The 18,831-nt window shown below is 63.3% G+C and carries 17 protein-coding genes; 9 read left to right on the forward strand and 8 right to left on the reverse strand.

Features of this window, described 5'->3' with window-relative positions:
- Positions 1-131 precede the first annotated feature (131 nt).
- Positions 132-1,442 carry a UDP-glucose/GDP-mannose dehydrogenase family protein gene (locus IVB22_RS35285; RefSeq protein ID WP_247521748.1) on the reverse strand — a complete coding sequence of 437 codons (1,311 nt, stop codon included), beginning with the start codon at positions 1,440-1,442 and terminating at the stop codon, positions 132-134.
- Between the two features lie 180 nt (positions 1,443-1,622).
- Between IVB22_RS35285 and IVB22_RS35290 the strand changes: the two genes are divergently transcribed.
- The 3 genes from IVB22_RS35290 to IVB22_RS35300 all read left to right on the forward strand — a co-directional run bounded on the left by IVB22_RS35290 (position 1,623) and on the right by IVB22_RS35300 (position 6,672).
- Complete coding sequence (locus tag IVB22_RS35290; RefSeq protein ID WP_247521749.1) at positions 1,623-2,675, forward strand: acyltransferase family protein; 1,053 nt, start codon at positions 1,623-1,625, stop codon at positions 2,673-2,675.
- A 186-nt stretch (positions 2,676-2,861) separates the two neighbouring features.
- A complete protein-coding gene (polA, locus tag IVB22_RS35295) occupies positions 2,862-5,936 on the forward strand; it encodes a DNA polymerase I (RefSeq protein WP_247521750.1) in 3,075 nt (1,024 codons plus the stop codon).
- A gap of 100 nt (positions 5,937-6,036) precedes the next feature.
- A complete protein-coding gene (locus IVB22_RS35300; protein ID WP_247521751.1) occupies positions 6,037-6,672 on the forward strand; it encodes a LysE family translocator in 636 nt (211 codons plus the stop codon).
- Positions 6,673-6,723: 51 nt separating this feature from the next.
- Here the strand turns inward: IVB22_RS35300 and IVB22_RS35305 are convergent, their stop codons facing one another.
- Positions 6,724-7,350 carry a glutathione S-transferase family protein gene (locus IVB22_RS35305; protein WP_247521752.1) on the reverse strand — a complete coding sequence of 209 codons (627 nt, stop codon included), beginning with the start codon at positions 7,348-7,350 and terminating at the stop codon, positions 6,724-6,726.
- Positions 7,351-7,545: 195 nt separating this feature from the next.
- Here IVB22_RS35305 and pyrE point away from each other — a divergent pair, with 195 nt between their 5' ends.
- A complete protein-coding gene (gene pyrE, locus IVB22_RS35310) occupies positions 7,546-8,109 on the forward strand; it encodes an orotate phosphoribosyltransferase (RefSeq protein WP_247521753.1) in 564 nt (187 codons plus the stop codon).
- Positions 8,110-8,353: 244 nt separating this feature from the next.
- Complete coding sequence (locus IVB22_RS35315; RefSeq protein WP_247521754.1) at positions 8,354-9,157, forward strand: DUF2865 domain-containing protein; 804 nt, start codon at positions 8,354-8,356, stop codon at positions 9,155-9,157.
- Between the two features lie 106 nt (positions 9,158-9,263).
- Here the strand turns inward: IVB22_RS35315 and IVB22_RS35320 are convergent, their stop codons facing one another.
- On the reverse strand, positions 9,264-9,695 hold the full coding sequence (locus tag IVB22_RS35320; protein WP_247521755.1) for a hypothetical protein: 432 nt from the start codon (positions 9,693-9,695) through the stop codon (positions 9,264-9,266).
- Between the two features lie 168 nt (positions 9,696-9,863).
- Here IVB22_RS35320 and IVB22_RS35325 point away from each other — a divergent pair, with 168 nt between their 5' ends.
- A complete protein-coding gene (locus IVB22_RS35325) occupies positions 9,864-10,094 on the forward strand; it encodes a hypothetical protein (protein WP_247521756.1) in 231 nt (76 codons plus the stop codon).
- Positions 10,095-10,111: 17 nt separating this feature from the next.
- Here IVB22_RS35325 and IVB22_RS35330 read toward each other — a convergent pair whose 3' ends face one another.
- On the reverse strand, positions 10,112-10,342 hold the full coding sequence (locus tag IVB22_RS35330; protein ID WP_247521757.1) for a hypothetical protein: 231 nt from the start codon (positions 10,340-10,342) through the stop codon (positions 10,112-10,114).
- 300 nt (positions 10,343-10,642) lie between these two features.
- Between IVB22_RS35330 and IVB22_RS35335 the strand changes: the two genes are divergently transcribed.
- The 3 genes from IVB22_RS35335 to rocF all read left to right on the forward strand — a co-directional run bounded on the left by IVB22_RS35335 (position 10,643) and on the right by rocF (position 15,182).
- A complete protein-coding gene (locus tag IVB22_RS35335) occupies positions 10,643-13,129 on the forward strand; it encodes a glycogen/starch/alpha-glucan phosphorylase (RefSeq protein ID WP_247522078.1) in 2,487 nt (828 codons plus the stop codon).
- 147 nt (positions 13,130-13,276) lie between these two features.
- Positions 13,277-14,095: an acyl-CoA thioesterase II gene (locus IVB22_RS35340; RefSeq protein WP_247521758.1), complete on the forward strand. Its 819-nt coding sequence runs from the start codon at positions 13,277-13,279 to the stop codon at positions 14,093-14,095.
- A gap of 118 nt (positions 14,096-14,213) precedes the next feature.
- Positions 14,214-15,182, forward strand: coding sequence for an arginase (gene rocF, locus IVB22_RS35345; RefSeq protein ID WP_247521759.1), 969 nt, complete (start codon positions 14,214-14,216; stop codon positions 15,180-15,182).
- Positions 15,183-15,313: 131 nt separating this feature from the next.
- Here the strand turns inward: rocF and IVB22_RS35350 are convergent, their stop codons facing one another.
- From IVB22_RS35350 to IVB22_RS35365, 4 genes are all read right to left on the reverse strand, one after another.
- Positions 15,314-16,930, reverse strand: a complete 1,617-nt coding sequence (locus tag IVB22_RS35350; protein ID WP_247521760.1) for a phosphoenolpyruvate carboxykinase — start codon at positions 16,928-16,930, stop codon at positions 15,314-15,316.
- A gap of 440 nt (positions 16,931-17,370) precedes the next feature.
- Positions 17,371-17,655, reverse strand: a complete 285-nt coding sequence (locus IVB22_RS35355) for a tetratricopeptide repeat protein (protein ID WP_308200498.1) — start codon at positions 17,653-17,655, stop codon at positions 17,371-17,373.
- The gene (locus IVB22_RS35360) at positions 17,565-17,795 is read right to left on the reverse strand and encodes a hypothetical protein (RefSeq protein WP_247521761.1); all 231 of its coding nucleotides are present in this window, start codon (positions 17,793-17,795) and stop codon (positions 17,565-17,567) included. Before IVB22_RS35360 ends, IVB22_RS35355 begins: the two co-directional genes overlap by 91 nt.
- A gap of 97 nt (positions 17,796-17,892) precedes the next feature.
- Positions 17,893-18,627 (reverse strand): HugZ family protein, encoded by a 735-nt coding sequence (locus IVB22_RS35365; protein ID WP_247521762.1) that lies wholly within the window; start codon positions 18,625-18,627, stop codon positions 17,893-17,895.
- Between the last annotated feature and the right edge of the window lie 204 nt (positions 18,628-18,831).

The following is an 18,831-nucleotide window of genomic DNA, read 5'->3' on the forward strand; positions in this document are numbered from 1 at the left end:
CTTGTGGGAGAGGGTGGCTCGCATCGCAAGATGCGAGACGGGTGAGGGGTTTGTCTCCGCGGATAGAGACCCCTCATCCGCCTTGCCTTCGGCAAGGCACCTTCTCCCACAAGGGGAGAAGGGAAGGAAGATCAACTCGTCGCGCGCCCCACGCTCTCATACGTGAAGCCATGGGCCGCCATGTCTTCGGAACGATAGATGTTGCGCAAATCTACCACGACGGGCTGCGCCATCTCGCTTTTGATTCGCTCCCAATCGAGGGCACGGTATTGCACCCACTCGGTGACGAGCACCATGGCGTCCGCCCCCTTCACGCACTCATAGGGGTCTTCGCAATATTCGATGTCAGGCAGTTCCTTCCGCGCCTGCTCCATGCCGACGGGATCGTGCGCGCGCACCTTGGCGCCCATGTCGAGCAGGCCCGTCACCAGCGGAATCGACGGCGCCTCGCGCATGTCGTCGGTATCCGGCTTGAAGGTCAGGCCGAGCACGGCAACGGTTTTGCCGCGCAGGCTGCCGCCCACCGCGTTGGAAACTTTTCGCGCCATCGCGCGCTTGCGGTTGTCGTTGACTCCGAGGACTGCCTCGACGATCCGCAGCTGCACGTCGTGGTCGAGCGCGACCTTGACCAGCGCACGGATGTCCTTGGGAAAACAGGAGCCGCCAAAGCCCGGACCTGCGTGCAGGAATTTCGTGCCGATGCGGTTGTCGAGCCCGATGCCGCGCGCCACTTCCTGCACGTCGGCGCCGACTTTTTCGGAAAGATCCGCCATCTCGTTGATGAAGGTGATCTTGGTGGCGAGAAACGCGTTCGCAGCGTATTTGATCAACTCCGCGGTGCGCCGTGCCGTGAACATCAGCGGCGCCTGGTTGAGCGACAGCGGCCGGTAGACGTCGCCGAGCACCTTGCGCCCGCGCTCGTCCGAAGTGCCGACCACGACGCGATCGGGGAATTTGAAGTCGCGGATCGCGGCGCCCTCGCGCAGGAATTCCGGATTGGAGGCGACCACGACGTCAGCGGACGGATTGGCTTCGCGGATCAGCCGCTCGACCTCGTCGCCGGTACCGACCGGCACGGTCGATTTTGTCACCACCACCGTGAAGCCCGACAGCGCTGAGGCGATCTCGCGCGCGGCGGCGTACACGTAAGTGAGGTCGGCATGGCCATCGCCGCGCCGCGACGGGGTGCCGACCGCGATGAACACGGCGTCGGCTTCCGCGACCGGCGCCGTCAGGTCGGTGGTGAAATCCAGCCGCTTGGCCTTGACATTGGAGGCCACCAGCGCGTCGAGCCCGGGCTCGAAAATCGGGATCTCGCCTCGGCGCAGGGCTTCGATCTTGCCGGCGTCCTTGTCCACGCAGGTGACCTGGTGGCCGAAATCGGCGAAGCAGGCGCCGGATACCAGCCCCACATAGCCCGTGCCAATCATGGCGATTCGCATGAAAACAACCCGTATCTGATGGTTAACGCCAATCCCGATTTTGCGGGCGTCTTAGAGCATTTTTCAGCAAAGGGGAAACCGGAAAAAACGAGGTAAGCCGGCATGTCATTTGTATGAATAAAGGAGAAAGCAACGGTTCGGGCCGAAGATGCGGCCACGTCGCGCCGAAAAGGGACACCGATGACACTAAACGGTACATCCGCCGTCACCGAACATTCCACCCGCATTGACTGGGTGGACTACGCCAAGGGTATCTGCATCGTCATGGTCGTGATGATGCATTCGGTGCTGGGCGTGGAAAAGGCGGCCGGCGACACCGGTTTCATGCATGCGTTCGTCATGTTCGCTCAGCCGTTCCGGATGCCGGACTTCTTCCTGATTTCAGGCCTTTTTCTCGCCGTCGTGATCGACCGCGACTGGCGCACCTATCTCGACCGCAAGGTCGTCCACTTCGCTTACTTCTACGTGCTGTGGATGACGATCCAGTTCGGCTTCAAGGCGCCGGGCTTCGCCGCCGAGAGCGGCTGGCGCCACGTCGGCTTCCTCTATCTGGAATCCTTCGTCGAGCCGTTCGGCACGCTGTGGTTCATTTATCTGCTGCCGGTGTTCTTTGTCGTCACAAAACTGTCACGACGGGCTCCGCCGCTGGCCATCTGGCTTGTCGCCGCCGCACTGGAGATGGCGCATGTCATGACCGGCTGGACGGTGATCGACGAATTCTGTGCCCGCTTCGTCTATTTCTATTCCGGCTATCTGTTCGCTTCTTACGTGTTCGCGCTGGCGGACCGTTCCCGGGAGAAGCCCGCGCTGGCGCTGATTGGATTGGCGCTATGGGCCCTCGTCAATGGCGGCCTCGTGATGTCGGGCTCCAGCCATTGGCCGCTGGTCTCGCTGGCGCTCGGCTTCGCCGGCGCCGGCGCCATCATCGTCATGGGCGCGCTGCTGGCTCGGATGCAGTGGCTCAATTTCCTGCGCTATTGCGGGGAGCATTCCATCGTCATCTATCTCGCCTTCTTCCTGCCGATGGCGGTGACCCGAACGTTGCTGCTGAAGACCGGCCTGATCACCGATATCGGGACGATTTCCCTGATCGTCACCGTTGCCGGCGTTGCTGGCGCGGTGGTGATCTGGCGGCTGGCGCTGGCGCTGCGCGCCGACTTCCTGTTCGAGCGCCCCGCGGCCTTCTGGATCGCGCCGAAAAAGGCCGCCCCGGCGTTGCAGCCGGCGGAGTAGGATTCGTAGCCCGGATGGAGCGCAGCGCAATCCGGGGAAATCCCGCGACTGGCGCGAATCCCGGATTTCGCTGCGCTCCATCCGGGCTACGATTCTCTGCTTTCGCGGATAATGACGGTGTGTATTGGGCTCAAAAACCGCCCGCCCAGGCTGTCAATCCGCGCAAAAAATCCCTAAATTTCGGCCATGCCGAAATCAGCCCCCAAAGCCGCCGCGAAACCCGCTCCCGCCGCCAAAGCCCCTGCCAAGGCGCCCGCCAAACAACCAGGCAAGGGCGACCATGTGTTCCTGGTCGACGGTTCCTCCTACATTTTCCGCGCCTATCACGCGCTGCCGCCGCTGAACCGCAAATCGGACGGGCTGCAGGTCAATGCGGTGCTCGGCTTCTGCAACATGTTGTGGAAGCTGTTGCGCGACATGCCGGAGGATAACCGGCCGACGCATCTGGCGATCATCTTCGATAAATCCGAGATCACGTTCCGCAACAAGCTCTATCCCGACTACAAGGCGCACCGGCCGCCGGCGCCGGATGATCTAATTCCTCAGTTCGCGCTGATCCGCGAAGCGGTGCGTGCGTTCGACCTGCCCTGCCTCGAGCAAGTCGGCTTCGAGGCCGACGATCTGATCGCGACCTATGTCCGCATCGCCTGCGAGCGCGGAGCTTCCGCCACCATCGTGTCCTCGGACAAGGACCTGATGCAGCTCGTGACCGATTGCGTCACCATGTACGACACCATGAAGGATCGCCGGATCGGTATTCCCGAAGTGATCGAGAAGTTCGGCGTGCCGCCGGAGAAGGTTGTCGAGGTGCAGGCGCTGGCCGGCGACTCCACCGACAACGTGCCCGGCGTGCCCGGTATCGGCGTCAAGACCGCCGCGCAATTGATCATCGAGTATGGCGATCTGGAACAACTGTTGTTCCGCGCCGGCGAGATCAAGCAGCCGAAGCGGCGCGAGGCCCTGATCGAGAACGCCGAAAAGGCACGAATTTCGCGACAACTGGTGCTGCTCGACGACAAGGTCGATCTCGAAGTGCCGCTCGATGACCTCGCCGTGCACGAGCCGGATGCACGAAAGCTGATCGCGTTCCTGAAAGCGATGGAATTCTCCACCCTCACCCGCCGCGTGGCCGAATATTCGCAAGTAGACCCGGCCGATGTGGAGGCTGATGCGGGCAACAAGAGCGGCGCGAGCGTTTTCGCAGTGCCGCCATCCGGCAAGAAGCCGGAGGGCTATTCCGAGGGCGCGACACTGTTCGATGCCCCCGGCTCCGCCGCCGCCGCGCCCTCGGGTAAGGGAGGGACCGCACCGGCCAAAGGCGCCGACAAGCAGGACAAGGCCGCGAGCCCCAAGGGAGCGCCGATCTCGCTCGCCGCCGCCCGCGCCGAAGCTGCCCGAAAACTGCCGGTCGACCGCAGCAAGTATCAGACCATCCGCAACCTGGATGAACTCAAAGCGTGGATCGCGCGCGCCTACGACGCCGGCACGTTCGCGATCGACGCCAAATCGAATTCCGACGATCCGATGCAGGCCGACATTTGCGGCGTTGCGCTGGCGCTGGCGCCGAACGACGCCTGCTACGTGCCGCTCGCCCACCGGCAGTCCGGCGACGGCGCGGGCCTGTTTGACGCCGGCCTCGCGCCCGACCAGATCAAGGCCGGCGACGCGCTGGCGGCGCTGAAGCCGCTGCTGGAATCATCAGGCGTTCTCAAGATCGGCTTCAACATCAAGTTCAACGCCGTGATGCTGGCGCAGCACGGCATTACGTTACGCAATACCGACGATGCGCAATTGATGTCGTACGCGCTCGACGCCGGACGCAACTCGCATGCGCTGGATACGCTGGCCGAACTTTGGTTTGGTCATGCCGTGATCGGCGAAAGCGAGCTGATCGGCAGCGGCAAGAACAAGCTCACCTTCGATCAGGTCGCGATCGACAGGGCGACCGCCCATTCGGCCGAAAGTGCCGACGTGATCCTGCGGCTGCATCGTGTGCTCAAACCACGCCTCATCGCCGAGCACATGACGACGGTCTACGAGACCCTGGAGCGGCCGCTGGTCAGCGTGCTGGCGCGAATGGAGCGGCGCGGCATCTCGATCGACCGTCAAGTGCTGTCGCGGCTGTCGGGCGAGTTCGCCCAGACTGCGGCCCGCGTCGAGGCCGAGCTTCAGGAGATCGCGGGCGAGCCGATCAATGTCGGCAGCCCCAAGCAGATCGGCGACATCATCTTCGGCAAGATGGGAATAACCGGCGGCACCAAGACCAAGACCGGCGCGTGGTCGACCTCGGCGCAGATCCTCGACGAGCTCGCCGAACAGGGGCACGAGTTTCCGAAGAAGATCCTCGAATGGCGGCAGGTGTCGAAGCTGAAATCGACCTACACCGACGCGCTGCCGGAATATGTCCATCCGCAGACCCACCGCGTCCACACGACCTACGCGCTGGCCGCAACCACCACGGGACGGCTGTCGTCGAACGAGCCGAACCTGCAGAACATCCCGGTTCGCACCGAGGACGGCCGAAAAATCCGCCGCGCCTTTATCGCGACGCCCGGCCACAAGCTGGTGTCGGCGGACTATTCGCAGATCGAATTGCGGCTATTGGCCGAGATCGCCGACATCCCCGTGCTGAAGCAGGCATTCCGCGACGGGCTCGACATTCACGCCATGACGGCGTCCGAAATGTTCGGCGTGCCGATCAAGGACATGCCGGGCGAGGTGCGTCGCCGCGCGAAGGCGATCAATTTCGGCATCATCTACGGCATCTCGGCTTTCGGGTTGGCGAACCAGCTCGGCATCGCCCGCGAGGAAGCCTCCGCCTACATCAAGAAGTATTTCGAGCGCTTTCCGGGCATCCGCGCCTATATGGACGAGACCAAGGAATCATGCCGCAAGAACGGCTATGTCACCACGCTGTTCGGCCGGAAGATGTACTACCCCGACATCAAGGCCTCCAACGCGTCGGTCCGCGCTTTCAACGAGCGCGCGTCGATCAATGCGCGCCTGCAAGGCACCGCCGCCGACATCATCCGCCGCGCCATGATCCGAATGGAAGACGCGCTGGCGGCGAAGAAACTCTCGGCGCAGATGCTCTTGCAGGTGCACGACGAACTGATTTTTGAAGTGCCCGACAATGAAGTGGCGGCGACGTTGCCGGTGGTGCAGCATGTCATGCAGGACGCACCGTTCCCGGCGGTGCTGCTGTCGCTGCCGCTGCAGGTCGACGCGCGCGCCGCCAATAATTGGGACGAGGCGCATTAGCCACACTGTCATCGCCAGAAATGTCCTCGGAGCAATATACGAAATGACATCGCGGTTCGGCGCGCGCTAGAAACTTGCGCATTCCTTCCGCGGGTCTCCCATGCCTCACATTGCAACGCTGCTCGGTTTTGCGCTCGTCTCGCTCGGCATCGTGCTGACGCCGGGGCCGAACATGATCTACCTGATCTCGCGCTCGATCACGCAAGGCCCGGTGGCCGGAATCGTCTCGCTCGGCGGTGTAGCCCTCGGTTTTGTGTTCTACATGCTGTGCGCGGCGTTCGGCATCACGGCGCTGCTGTTCGCCGTTCCCTACGCCTATGACGCGCTGCGTTTTGCCGGCGCCGCCTATCTGTTGTGGCTGGCGTGGCAGGCGGTCAAGCCGAATGGCCGCTCGCCGTTTCAGGTGAAGAAGCTGCAGGTCGACGGCCCGCGCAAATTGTTTGCAATGGGGTTCGTCACCAATCTTTTGAACCCGAAGATCGCGATGCTGTACCTGGCGCTGTTGCCGCAGTTCATCGATCCCGCTGTCGGCAGCGTGCTGACGCAGTCGCTGGCGCTGGGCGCGATCCAGATCGTCATCAGCGTTGGCGTTAACGCCATGATTGCGCTCGCTGCCGGATCGATCGCGCGCTTTCTCGGCACACGGCCGAGTTGGCTGCGGGTGCAGCGCTGGCTGATGGGGACCGTGCTGGCGGGGCTTGCGGTGAAGATGGCGTTCGAGGCGAAGCGGGCGTGATGCCCTTCCCCTCTCCCACAAGGGGAGAAGGAAGAAAGCAAGGTGCGTCCGCTAATCCAGCTTCGCTTCCATGCCGCGCTTCGTGGCCGGGCGGGCCATCAGTGCGTTGTACCAGCGCTCGACGTTCGGAAAATCCTTCAGCTCCACCTTGTGGCGCGGGTGGCGCCAGGCCCAGCCGAGGATGGCGAAATCGGCGACCGATAAGGCGTCGGCGACGAATTCGCGCCCCTCCAGCCGGCGGTCCAGCACGCCATAGAGCCGGCGGGTCTCGGCCATGTAGCGCTTCAGGCCGTAGGCGCGGTCGGTTTCATTCTCCAGCGCGATGAAATGATGCACCTGGCCCGGCATCGGCCCGAAACCGCCCATCTGCCACATCAGCCATTCATAAACCGGAATACGCTCCGCCAGCGGCTTCGGCAGGAACTTGCCGGTCTTCTCGCCGAGATAGAGCAGGATCGCGCCGGACTCGAAGATGCCGACCGGCTTACCGCCGGGACCGTCCGGATCGAGGATCGCGGGAATCTTGTTGTTCGGGCTCAGCTTGAGGAAACCGGGCGCCATTTGCTCGCCCTTGGTGATGTTCACCGGGATTACCTTGTAAGGCAGCCCCATTTCCTCCAGCGCAACCGAGATCTTGCGGCCGTTCGGCGTGTTCCAGGTGTGCAGTTCGATCGTCATTTACGGTTTCCCCCACAAAAAGCTTGGTCATCCCGTACCCCGGAACCTCCGGGCCTTACAACCCGCGCTTTCAACGGGGCGCCCCTGCGAAAGCAGGACGCATGCGCCACTGTTGACGGCACGAGATCAGCGCTGGAATGTGCCCGGCAGCGCCGATAGATTGCGCCCCGCCTGAACCGCCTTAGGAAAACCGCCTTGTCCAAATCCGCCTCCCGCGCCCGCCTCGCCGAGATCATCCGCAAGCGCTCGTTCGGCCGCGGCGAGATCACGCTGGCCTCGGGCCGCAAGAGCGACTTCTATTTCAACCTCAAGCCGACCATGCTCGACCCCGAAGGCGCGGCGCTGCTCGCCGAGCTGACCTATGAGGCGCTCAAGGACGACAATCTCGATTTCGTCGGCGGGCTGGAAATGGGTGCGGTGCCGCTGGCGGGCGCGATCGCGCAGCTGTCCTGGATCAAGGGGCATCCGATTGCGGCGTTCTTCGTGCGCAAGAAGCCGAAGGAGCATGGCGCCCGCCTCGCGGTCGAGGGGCTCGCCAAGGGCGAGACCCTGCAGGGCAAGCGCATCGTGATCGTCGAGGACGTCACCACGACCGGAGGCTCGGCACTGAAAGCAGTCGAGGCCGTGCGCGAGGCCGGCGGCGAGATCGTGCTGGTGTTGACCATGGTCGACCGAGAGGAAGGCGCGACGGAAACCTTCGCCGAGGCAGGGCTGGAGTTTCGCTCGCTGTACAAGGCGGGTGAATTTTTGAAGGGGTGAGGGCTCGTCCTCTCCGCACGCGCTGCCGTCATGTCCGAGCTTGCCCCGGGCATCCACGTACCGCGGTTGGATGGTTGGCCCGGGCCAAGCCCGGCCATGACGCAGAGCGAGCGCCTGCCACGCTTTCTCCGCATTTCTTTTCCAGCTTCTCGCCGTGAGTAAAAGCTCATTTACCATCGCCCATTAAGGTTACCCCGGACTGAAGTCTGTCGCGCTTCAGCGCGTTTGTTGGGTGGAGTTGGCGTTGCGTACAGAATTGGCTTTTTCACGCGTGCTGCGCCGCGCGACGCTTGTGGCCGCCGCGACCCTTGCGGGCGCCCTCATGCTGAAGCCTGCCAGCGTATCCGCTGAGGGCCTGTTCGATTTCCTGTTCGGCGGCATACAAAAGCAGCAGTCGCGGCAAGCGCCTTCGAACTTCTTCGCCGATCCGTTCGGCACGAATCAACCGTCTCACCCGACGCCAGCGCCGCGCGTCGCGGGTTCCGGACCTGCGTTCTGCGTGCGAAGCTGCGACGGCAAATATTTTCCCTTGACCATGCGCGGCAACGCCTCGCCGGTTCAGACCTGCCAGGCGTTCTGCCCGGCGAGCGTCACCAAGGTATTTTACGGCAGCAATATCGACAGCGCGGCCGCGGGCAATGGCGAGCGCTATGCCGACAGCGAAAACGCCTACGCCTATCGCAAGGCGTTGCGCGCCGATTGCACCTGCAACGGCCGAAGCCCGTCCGGGCTGGCGCCGGTCGATCTCACGCTCGATACCTCGCTGCGCTCCGGCGACGTCGTCGCCACCACAGACGGCCTGGTAGCCTATACCGGCGTTCGCTTGGGGGCCGACCAGACGGCGGAATTCACCCCCGTCGCCGCCTATCCCGGCCTCACGGCCGATGTCCGCGCACGGCTCGGTGAAATGAAGGTGGCGCCGGTCAGTGCAGAGATGGTCGCGGCCAACGCGCCGCTTCCCGAGACGAGACGCGATGTCGAACTGCCGACCGCCTCCATACCGAAGACGGTTGCGCCGAAGCCGGCGAAGCGGGCGGAAGTGAACTAAAGCGGGACTGACGATCTTCCACCGCTGGACCCGGACACAAAATATCGAAAACAACCCCATGCAAAGTAGAATGGGGCCGGGTTACGCGATTGATGCCCGAGTGCATTCACCGCCCGACGATCACCCCGATCACGTTCGGCGCCGACAGATATTTTTCCTCGATCGCCGCACGCGCCGCGGCGCGGTTTTCCGGCGTCAGCAAGCCGCGCTTCTCAGCAAGGATCATCCAGCAATATCCCCACCAGTCGGTCAGCATGCCCTGATCGTCGACCAGGTCGTAGCCCTGTTCGGCGGCGAAGATTCGCGCCTGCGCTTCGTCCAGCGCGTCGAGAAAGGCGTGGTCCTCGACCGAAAACAGCTCGTCGCTGAAATCGTCCGTGGTGTAGCCCCACACCGACATGCAGACCGAGTTGAACTCGCGGTCGATCGCGTCGTCGTCGACGGGCCGGCGGCGCGAGGCCTGATGCAGGCGCGACAGCGAGCGCGCGAAATCGGCGACACGGGTGAGAGCGAACTGATCGAAGGCGATAGTGGACATGTAGTCCTCGCAAACTCGGATAGACCATAAATGTTGTGTCAGCGATGTGCCGAATCACAATGATATATCAAATACTTGCTAAGATGTTCTTAATTTGTTCTGGCTGCACCTCGAAATATCAGCTATCGATGGTTGCCTCCCGGCGATTTTGCCGCAAACGATCGAACGATGGACGGGACAAAGGCCACCCAAATCCGCTTGCTGATACTGGAAGCGGTCGATGCGATCGAGCGGGCGCACGCGATCGTCTCCACCCTCGACAGTGACGATCAAGCCTCGCTTTCCGCATCTCTCGACGAGATATCGCTAGCCATGCACACCAGGCTGCTGCTGCAGCTCTACCTCTGTCACCCCGGCTTTAAAGAGGAAGGCCAAGTCTGGCACGGGCTGCGAATGTGAACGAGGGCCTCAATTCCTCACATCGCCGACAACAGCTTGTCGCCGCAATAATTGGCGTGGAACTTTCCGCCGCACTGCCGCTTGATCGCCGCACAACGCGCGGCGGGCGAAGCGCCTTGCGCGACACTGAACGAACAGCTCAGGCCGTCGGCACTCCTGGCGGCGTTGCCGGCGGCAAAGGCTGCGCTGGTCGCGCTGATGCAGACTACCAACAACGCTGTGGCGGCGATCTCGATCGTCAACCTCATGGCAGGCCTCCCGTTCTGGCGGCACGCGTTTCCTTCGCGCACTTGCGCCCGGCCACTCAAACCCCAGCGATCCCACAGGCTTTCGTGCCTCGATTATATCACCAAAAGCCGGCCACCGGTGCCGCGAAATCGGCCCGGTCCTTGCATAAAATCATACCAGCGCAGCGCACAACACACTCCGGCATACTCCGGCGTTTCGATTGCCGGGCAAGGCGCGTATCTTCGTTCTGAGTCTCAATCGCAGGAATCAACGTATTGCAGGAACAACTCCCAGGAAACTATCCGGCCAATTATCCGGCGATGGGCCAGCCGATCGATGAACTGGCGCTGGCCGAGATCAAGGGTGCGATCCTCGCCAAGCTCCGGCTTGCGATCGGCAAGGACGCCGGCATGGCGACACGGCGCGACTGGTACAAGGCCGCGGCGCTGGCGCTGCGCGACCGCATCGTGCACCGCTGGCTGACCGCAGAAAAGGAGAGCTACGACGCCGGCAGCAAGCGGGTCTATTACCTCTCGCTCGAATTCCTGATCGGCCGGCTGTTCACCGACGCGCTGAACAATCTGGGCCTGCTGCCGGTGTTCGAAGCGGCGCTCGGCGATCTCGGCGTCGGGCTTGACGACCTGCGCAAATGCGAGCCGGACGCGGCGCTCGGCAATGGCGGCTTGGGGCGGCTTGCGGCGTGCTTCATGGAGAGCATGGCGACGCTCGCCATTCCCGCCATCGGCTACGGCATCCGCTACGATTTCGGCCTGTTCCGCCAGATCATCGCGCAGGGCTGGCAGCACGAATACCCGGACGAATGGCTGAGTTTTGGCAACCCCTGGGAATTCCAGCGAGCCGAAGTGGTCTACCACATCCATTTCGGCGGCTTTGTCGACCACGTCGACGACCGCGGCCGCGACCGCGCCACCTGGCGTCCGGGAGAAACCGTGCAGGCTGTCGCCTACGACACCCCGATCGTGGGCTGGCGCGGCCAGCACGTCAACGCGCTGCGGCTGTGGTCGGCGCGCGCGCCCGACCCGCTGCGGCTCGACGTCTTCAACACCGGCGATTATCTCGGCGCCGTCGCCGAGGAGGCACGCGCGGAATCGATCTGCAAGTTCCTCTATCCGAATGACGAGAGCCCGGCGGGGCGCGAACTCCGGCTGCGGCAGGAATATTTCTTCGTGTCGGCCTCGCTGCAGGACCTGATCAAGCGGCACCTCGCTTCCGACGGGCAGTTGCGCAACCTCCCCTCCAAGGTCGCGGTGCAGCTCAACGACACCCATCCGAGCCTCGCCGTCACCGAGCTGATGCGCATCCTGGTCGACCTGCACAATTTCCGCTGGGACGAAGCGTGGAAGATCACGGTGGCGACGCTGTCCTACACCAATCACACGCTGCTGCCGGAGGCGCTGGAGACCTGGCCGGTCGAACTGTTCGAGCGGCTGTTGCCGCGGCATCTCGAAATCATCTACCGCATCAATACCGCGCATCTGGCGTTGGCAGATCAGCGTTGTCCCGGCGACATCGATTACCGCGCCTCGGTATCGCTGATCGACGAGAAGTCCGGACGGCGGGTGCGGATGGGGCAGCTCGCTTTCGTCGGCTCGCACCGCATCAACGGCGTCTCGGCGATGCATTCCGACCTGATGAAGGAGACCGTGTTCCACGATCTCAACCATCTCTATCCCGGCCGCATCACCAACAAGACCAACGGCATCACCTTTCGCCGCTGGCTGATGCTGGCCAATCCAAAACTGACGGAGCTGCTGCGCGAAGTCTGCGGCGAGGCCGTGCTGGACGACTTCTCGCTGTTCGAACGGCTAGAGGCGCGCGCCAGCGACAACTCATTCCAGCAGCGTTTTCGCGACGTCAAGCATCAGAACAAGGTTGCGCTGGCACGGCTGATCAACGAGCGGCTCCGGATCAAGATCGATCCCTCGGCGCTGTTCGATATCCAGATCAAGCGCATCCATGAATACAAGCGGCAACTGCTCAACGTCGTCGAGACCGTCGCGCTGTATCAGGCGATCAAGGACGAACCGCAGCGCGAGTGGGTGCCGCGGGTCAAGATCTTCGCCGGCAAGGCGGCGGCGAGCTATCGCTACGCCAAGCTGATCATCAAGCTGATCAACGACGTCGCCGAAGCCGTCAACAACGACCCTGATGTCGCAGGAAGGCTGAAGGTCGTCTTCCTCGCCGACTACAATGTCAGCCTCGCCGAGGTGATCATTCCGGCCGCCGATTTGTCCGAGCAGATTTCGACCGCCGGCATGGAAGCCTCCGGCACCGGCAACATGAAGCTGGCGCTCAACGGCGCGCTCACCATCGGCACGCTTGACGGCGCCAATATTGAAATCCGCGACCATGTCGGCGCTGAGAACATCGCGATCTTCGGCATGGAGGCCGGCGACGTCATGGTCCGCCGCAAGCAGGGGCTGGACGCGACGGATGTGATCAGCCGCTCGCCACGGCTGGCGCGGGCGATTACCGCCATCGAGAGCGGCGCCTTCTCGCCCGACGATCCCGCCCGCTTTGCTTCCATCGGCCACGCGCTGCGCTATCTCGATCACTACATGGTCTCGGCCGATTTCGATTCCTACTACGCGGCCCAGCGCGGCATCGACGCCCGCTGGCAGGTAGTGCCGGCCTGGACCCGCGCCTCGATCCTCAACGTCGCGCGGATGCCGTGGTTCTCCTCCGACCGCACGATCCGGGAGTATGCCGAAGATATCTGGAACGTGCCGGTGCGCGCGGCCGCGCCGGTGCCGGAAGTCGGCGCCCAGCGCGGGGCGACGCGGTAAATCCCGGCCGGCGGGAATCCATTACCTCTGGCGTCATTGAAATCGGCGGAATAGTCGCGATACTGCATCCTCGTCATTGCGAGCGGAGCGAAGCAATGACGGCGTTTGCGGCAACTGCGTCGCGCCTCTCAAGATCGAAGAGTATCAATGCTGACAAAAGCCCCGCATCTTTTCGACGACGCCACGCAGATCACCGCCGGCGATAGCTGCTGGCAGGGCAAGACCAGCCCGGACTACTGGGCCTTTGTCGGCCCGTTCGGCGGCTGCACGGCCGCCACCATCCTGCGCGCGCTGATCGACCATCCGCAGCGCTCGGGCGATCCGCTGTCGCTAACCGTGAATTTCTGCGCGCCGATCGCCGAAGGCGCGTTCGATCTCGACATTCGCGTGGTCAAGGCCAACCGTTCGAGCCAGCATTGGTGCGTGGAGATGACGCAAGGCGGCGGCGACGTCGCGACGCTGGCGACCGCCGTGTTCGCCGAGCGCCGTCCATCCTGGTCGCACCAGCAGGCGGCGTTTCCGGGCGCCATCCCGTTCGAGCAGGCGCGCGCGTTTCCGAACACGCCGATGACGTGGACACACCAGTATGATTTCCGCTTCGTCGAGGGCGAGCCGAGTTTCTACGGCTCGCCGGCGGCGTCGCCGCTCGACGCGTACTCAAAGCAATGGATCGGCGACCACGTGCCGCGAAAGATCGACATGCTGTCGCTGATGTCGATGTCGGACGCGTTCTTCGGCCGGGTATTTCTGGCGCGCCGGGAATTGATACCGTTCGGCACGGTCTCCCTGACGACCTACTTCCACACGTCGTCGGACGAACTCGCGGCCGAGGACATCACGCGGGTGTTGGCAGTGGCTGATGCCAAGATCTTCCACAGGAGCTATGGCGACCAGAACGGCGAATTGTGGTCGCCGTCGGGACGGTTGCTCGCGACGACGACGCAGATCGCTTATTTCAAGGCGTAGCGGCGTAGGGGTGGGCAAAGGCGCGTTTGCGCCGTGCCCACCATCCATCGAATCGTTGCCTTCAATGGTGGGCACGCTTACGCTTTGCCCACCCTACGATTCTTCGGAGGTCCGCTCTATGTCCGACGCCAACGCTGCCCGCATCGCGCTGCTCGGCGTCCCCATCGAGATCGGGGCCTCGCAACTCGGAACCTTGATGGGGCCGGACGCGCTGCGCACCGCGGGCATCGGCCGCATCCTCAATCAGCTCGGCTTTGCCGTCGAGGACCACGGCAACATGGCCAAGCCTGACGTTGCTCCCGATGAGGGCCCGCCGCCCGCAAATGCCAAATATTACGACACGATCAAGGGCTGGATCCGCGAGCTCAGCGAACGTTCCTATTCACTGGCGCGCTCCGGCGCCGTTCCGATCTTCATGGGCGGCGATCACTCGCTGTCGATGGGATCGGTGAACGGCGTTGCGCGCTACTGGCAGGAGCAGGGCCGGCCGCTGTTCGTGCTGTGGGTCGATGCCCATGCCGACTACAACACGCCGCAGACGACGGAAACCGGCAACATGCACGGCATGTCGGCGGCCTTCCTGTGCGGCGAAGGCGGCCTCGACGGGCTGCTCGGCAACCATCCCCGCGCCTCGATCGGTCCCGACAAACTCGACCTGTTCGGCATCCGCTCGATCGATCCGCCGGAAAAGCAGCTGGTGTTCGAGCGCGGCGTCGCGATCGCCGACATGCGCGCGATCGACGAGTTCGGCGTCGGCGTGCTGATCCGCAAGGTCATCGAGCGCGTGCGGGCGCAAAACGGCGTCCTGCATTTGAGCTTCGACGTCGATTTTCTCGATCCAGCCGTCGCGCCCGGCGTCGGCACCACGGTGCCAGGCGGCGCGACCTATCGCGAAGCGCATCTCATCATGGAACTGCTGCACGATTCCGACCTGGTGCGCTCGGTCGATATCGTCGAGCTCAACCCGTTTCTCGACGAACGTGGCCGTACCGCGCGCGTCGCCGTCGAACTGATCGGCAGCCTTTTCGGGCTGCAGATCACCGACCGGCGGACACCGACCAATGCGGTGCTGCCGGAAAACAAGTAGGCGCGGCGAGCGCTGCTGGATATGCGCGCCACGATGTTTGCCTCCATCGAGGCGCGAACGCACAGCGCAGCGTGAAACGAAAAGGGCGGCCCTCTCGGCCGCCCTCGTCGTTCTCGAATGGTGCGAGGCGATTACTCCGCCGCGAGCTTCAGATCCGGCGCAGCGGCGCGGACTTCGGCGTCGACCTGGGCTTCGAACTTGGCAAAGTTCTTCTGGAACATGCCGACCAGCGCGCGCGCGGTCTTGTCGAACTCGGCCTTGTCCTTCCAGGTGTTGACGGGATTGAGGATCTCGCTCGGCACGCCCGGCAGCGCCGTCGGCACCGCAAAGCCGAAATACTTGTCGGTGCGGAATTCGACATTGCGCAGGCTGCCGTCGAGCGCTGCGGTCAGCAGCGCGCGCGTGACCTTGATCGGCATCCGGCTGCCGGTGCCGAATTTACCGCCGGTCCAGCCGGTATTGACCAGCCAGCAATCGACATTGTGCTTGGCGATCAGCTCACGCAGCATGTTGCCGTAGACGGAGGGATCGAGCGGCAGGAACGGCGAGCCGAAGCAGGTGGAGAATTCCGGCTGCGGCTCGTTGCCGAGACCGCGCTCGGTGCCGGCGACCTTGGCGGTGTAGCCGGACAGGAAGTGATACATCGCCTGCGCCGGCGAGAGCTTTGCAATCGGCGGCAGCACGCCGAAGGCATCGGCCGCCAGCATCACGACGTTCTTCGGCTGACCGGCGCGGCCGGTGCGCGAGGCGTTCGGAATGAAGTCGAGCGGATAGGCCGAACGGGTGTTTTCGGTCTTCGAGCCGTCATCGAAATCGGGAACGCGGGTGCGTTCGTCCATCACGACGTTTTCCAGCACGGCGCCGAAGCGGTTGCTGGCGGCGAAGATCTGCGGTTCGGCTTCTTCCGACAGCTTGATGCACTTGGCGTAGCAGCCGCCCTCGAAATTGAAGACGCCGTCATTGCCCCAGCCGTGCTCGTCGTCGCCGATCAGCGTGCGGTTGGGATCAGCCGACAGCGTGGTCTTGCCGGTGCCGGACAGGCCGAAGAAGATCGCGGTGTCGCCCTTGGGACCGACGTTGGCCGAACAGTGCATCGGCAGCACGCCCTTGGCAGGCAGATAATAGTTCAGCGTCGTGAACACCGACTTCTTCATCTCGCCGGCATAATAAGACCCGCCGATCAGGACGATCTTGCGGGCGAAATCGATCGCGACGACGTTCTCCGAGCGCACGCCGTGACGTTTCGGATCGGCGCGGAAGCTCGGCAGGTCAATGATGGTGAGCTCGGGAACGAAATCCTGCAGCGCCGACGCCTCGGGGCGGATCAGCAGCGTACGGATGAACAGCGAGTGCCAGGCGAGCTCGGTGAAGACGCGCGTCTTGATCTGGAAGCTGGGATCGGCGCCGCCGTAGAGGTCCTGCGCGAACAGCTTCATGCCTTCGGCATGCTTGAGGAAGTCGGCATAGAGCGCGGAGAACTGATCCGCTGATATCGACTGGTTGCCGGCCCACCACATGTTCTTGTCGGTGGTCGCATCGCGAACCGTGAACTTGTCCTTGGGGCTGCGGCCGGTGAACTCACCGGTGTCCGCGCACAGCGCACCGTCGGCCGACAGCACGGCCTCGCCCGCCGCGAGTGAATATTGATAGAGCTGCGGCGCACCGAGATTCCAGTGCACCGTGTTGAGATTTCTTAAGCCGAATTTGTCGGCGCCGAAGGCACCGTTGCGTAGACCCGTCTCTTGCACGAAGAAATCCTCCTCGAACCCGCGTTACTCGAATCGCGCGCATCTCGCTTGACGCGCTCTGTCGCGGTGACCCCTGAATATAGCCTTCCGGCCTCGGTCCGGCGACCTAATACTGATGAACGCTGGGCTTGCCAAGCCGATCCACGCGATTTGGTTTATTCGAGCGAGGGCGGTTGATCTGCATCAATCGTTTGCTGCAGCGCTTTTCGTTGGTTTGCCGTCGTGGTTGCGCGACCATCCGTCGCTGCCCGGCCCGACTGAAAATTGCTGCGACGCACAATTAGAAAATTTCAACGCGCGGCACCCTCGCCGAGGTGAATATCGGCAGCCTCGACGCCGAGGCCTTTGGCAATCGCGTTGAGTTCGTCGGCGGTGTCGGGCAGTTGTGCGCAGCGCTTTCAGGCTCGCGGCCGACGGCAAGATCGACACCGCCTGACGCTTCAACAGCCAGACAACGGTTCGGAATCGCTGTGACGGCCGAGCTTCTCGCAGTGCGTCGCCAGATTGTTCAGGGATTGTCCGAGATCCGGATGACCGCCTCCCAGCGATTTTTCGCGGACGGAAAGCGCGCGCTTGAACAGCGGTTCGGCTTCGCCGTCCCTGCCCTGGTTGCGGTAGGCCTGCGCCAGATTGTTCAGCGCAGCGCCGACGTCGCGATGCGCGGGATCGAATTTTTCTCGAGGCTTTCGACTTGTGCCTGCGCCAGCGCGACGGCTTCGGTGTATTTGCCGGCGCGGCCGAGTTCGTTGATTTTGGCGCTAAGCGCGGCGACATCGCCCTTTTGCGCCAGCGACGGTGCGGAGAGGCACGTGCTCGACAACAGCGCGAGACACACTGAAAATATCAGTCGATTGCGGGATTTCATGCGGCTTTCGCTGGTCACCTTTGAACGGGCATGGATTAGGTCGCGGAAACGTCCGCGCCCCGTTCAAATCCGCTTTGGGTGCCGGCGTTAGCCCTCGTTAGCCCTTGGCCCGCGCCTCGCCCGCCAGCCGCACCAGCATCTTGCGCAGTGCCATGGCGCTGGTGACCCGTTCCGGGAAATCGAGCCGCAGCGTCGCCGTGCCGGCCTGCATGTCCATGCCGTCGGGGTCACAGCCGGTGCAGCACCAGTCGCCGGATTCTGCCCCCAGTAGTTTGGTCGCGTAGAGGTTCATCGCCTCGCGGTGATCCTCGTTCATATGCTCGACCGCGCCCTGCTCGGCTTCCAGCAAATCGGCGGCATCGCCGATCTCGGTCACAAACTGCTCCGGCTTGAGGTCGATGATGCGGCCAAAACCGGCGACCAGATGCAGGCCTGACGGGGCGATCCGAAAGAACGAGAAATCCTTGAAATCCACAAAGGCTTCCGCGGATGGATGGGCGTTGAGGTAGCGCCGGCGCAGGATTTTCGCCGTCTCGCCTGTGGCCTCCTCGGCCCGGCCCGCCAGCATGATTCGCGCGCCCTCCAGGGGATCGCCGGCGGCGCGCTCGTCCAACATCAGAGACACGCGGCCGTCGCCAAGAATATTTTTCGTATGCAGCGCGAGCCGCGAAATCAGCAGAATCGGGGATGCGTCGGCGTGGCTTGCGACGTTAACCAAGGAGCAATAGGGATCGCCGCTTTCGGGCATAAGGGTGGCGAGCGCGCCCTGCCGGCTGCGCCGCAGCAGCGAACGGGCAAGTTTGGAAGCTTCAAAATCGGCGGTGGGCTGCATGGTTCCTTTCCGGCCATCTTATTGCAAAAAGGGCCTTTTCTCGACCCGACAGGGTGCTATATGGGGGACGGCGTATCTCTGCAGAAACGTTTTGTGGAACTCGGTCACACTTCAGCCCAGCTTGCATTGCTCGTTGACCGTGTACGAAGCCCATTTATGCGGCGTCTGGCTGAATTGCCCGCCGTTTAAGCCACTCTCTTATTC

The sequence above is a fragment of the Bradyrhizobium sp. 190 genome, assembly GCF_023073415.1.
GTDB lineage: Bacteria > Pseudomonadota > Alphaproteobacteria > Rhizobiales > Xanthobacteraceae > Bradyrhizobium.